This window comes from Mesorhizobium sp. M5C.F.Ca.IN.020.29.1.1 (assembly GCF_003997375.1).
Taxonomy (GTDB): domain Bacteria; phylum Pseudomonadota; class Alphaproteobacteria; order Rhizobiales; family Rhizobiaceae; genus Mesorhizobium; species Mesorhizobium wenxiniae.
On sequence record NZ_RZSW01000872.1, the window covers coordinates 1 to 1,763 of the forward strand.

2 protein-coding genes are annotated in these 1,763 nt (G+C 67.7%); both read left to right on the forward strand.

Features of this window, described 5'->3' with window-relative positions; genetic code table 11:
* Positions 1-838: WD40 repeat domain-containing protein (locus tag EOA85_RS34475; protein ID WP_164760105.1), on the forward strand; the 838-nt coding region annotated here is incomplete at its 5' end.
* A gap of 98 nt (positions 839-936) precedes the next feature.
* Positions 937-1,763 (forward strand): amidase family protein (locus EOA85_RS34480; RefSeq protein ID WP_245486315.1); only part of this gene is annotated, 827 nt, incomplete at its 3' end.

Here is a 1,763-nt window from a genome sequence, read left to right on the forward strand (position 1 = left end):
CGCCAGCACCGACCGCACGGTCAAGCTCTGGGATGTCGACGGCAAGCGCCTGATCCGCACCCTCGGCGTCCACAAGGACATGGCGCGGACCGCGCTTTTCCTGCCCGATGGGGCGCGGGCGCTGACCGCGGGCGACGATGGCGAGATCGTGCTGCGCCAGCTCTCCGATGGCGCTGTGCTGCATGTGTTCTCGTCAGGCCAGAACGGCGGCGTCAACAAGCTGGCGATCAGCCCCGACGGTAAACGTGCCGTCAGCGGGCACGACACCGGTAGGGTCATCGTCTGGGATATCGAGAAAGGTTCGGTGCTGCATGTGGCGCCGGGGCACGACTGGTCGATCAGCGGGGTCGCCGTCTCGCCGGACGGCACACGCGCGGTCAGCGGCAGCATCGAGGGCACGCTTAAGCTATGGGACATCGGCACCGGCAAGCAGCTGCGCAGCTGGCACGGGCACGAGCGTGGCCCCTATGGCGTGGTGTTCATGGCCGATGGGCACCATCTGATCACCGGCAGCGGCGATTATACGATCAAGCTCTGGGATCTCGACAGCGGCCGCGAAGTCCGCCGCCTCGAGGGCCATTCTGGCACGGTCTATGCGCTGGCGCTGTCGGCCGACGGCAAGCGGCTGCTGTCCGGCTCGCTCGACGGTACGGCACGGCTGTGGGACATGGAAACAGGCAGCGAGACCGCCCTGTTCGACAGCCGGTCCGGCCCGGTCTACGCGGTGGCGTTCGCCGCCGACGGCACGGTGCTGACCGGCGGCTACGACCGCACAATTTGGGATTGGCCGGCGGGCGGCGGCGCCGGCGTAGTGCTCTTCGCCGGCGCGCCGGAGTGATCAATTTCCTGACCGGAGCTTGAGCAGCCCCCTCTGAAGGGTCGAGACCTATACAAAATCGATGTAAGGCCTCATCGTCGCGCAGGCGCAGGAACACCATGACCGATCTCCACATCGACGAAGCCTCGATCGAGCAGTTGCGGCAAGCGCTGGAGGACGGCACGGTCACCAGCGTCGAGCTGGTCGGCGCCTGCCTGCGCAGGATTGCGCATTACGACCGCCATGGCATCACCCTCAATGCCGTCCCCGTGCTCAATCCCGAAATGTTCGAGGAGGCGGCCGCGTCCGACCAGCGCCGCAGGAATGGTGCCGTGCTCAGCCCGTTGGACGGCATCCCCTATACCGCCAAGGACAGCTACAAGGTATCGGGCCTGACGGTGGCCTCCGGCTCGCCGGCCTTCGAGCATCTCACGGCGAGCGAGGACGCCTTCACCATTGCGCGGCTGCGGGCCGGCGGCGCGGTGCTGATCGGGCTTACCAACATGCCGCCGATGGCTAATGGTGGCATGCAGCGCGGCGTCTACGGCCGGGCGGAAAGCCCCTACAATGCCGATTACCTGACCGCCGCCTTCGCCTCGGGCTCGTCGAATGGTTCCGGCACCGCGACCGCCGCCAGCTTCGCCGCCTTCGGGCTCGGCGAGGAGACATGGTCGTCGGGCCGGGCGCCGGCGTCGAACAACGCGCTGGTCGCCTACACGCCGTCGCGCGGCGTCATTTCCGTGCGTGGCAACTGGCCGCTGGTGCCGACCATGGACGTGGTGGTGCCGCATACGCGCAGCGTTGCCGACATGCTCGAACTGCTCGACGTGATCGTCGCCGACGACCCGAACACAAGAGGCGATTTCTGGCGCGCGCAGCCCTGGGTGGCGCTGCCGACGAGCTCCGATGTCAGACCGCCACGCTATACCGGCCTCACGCTGGAGGG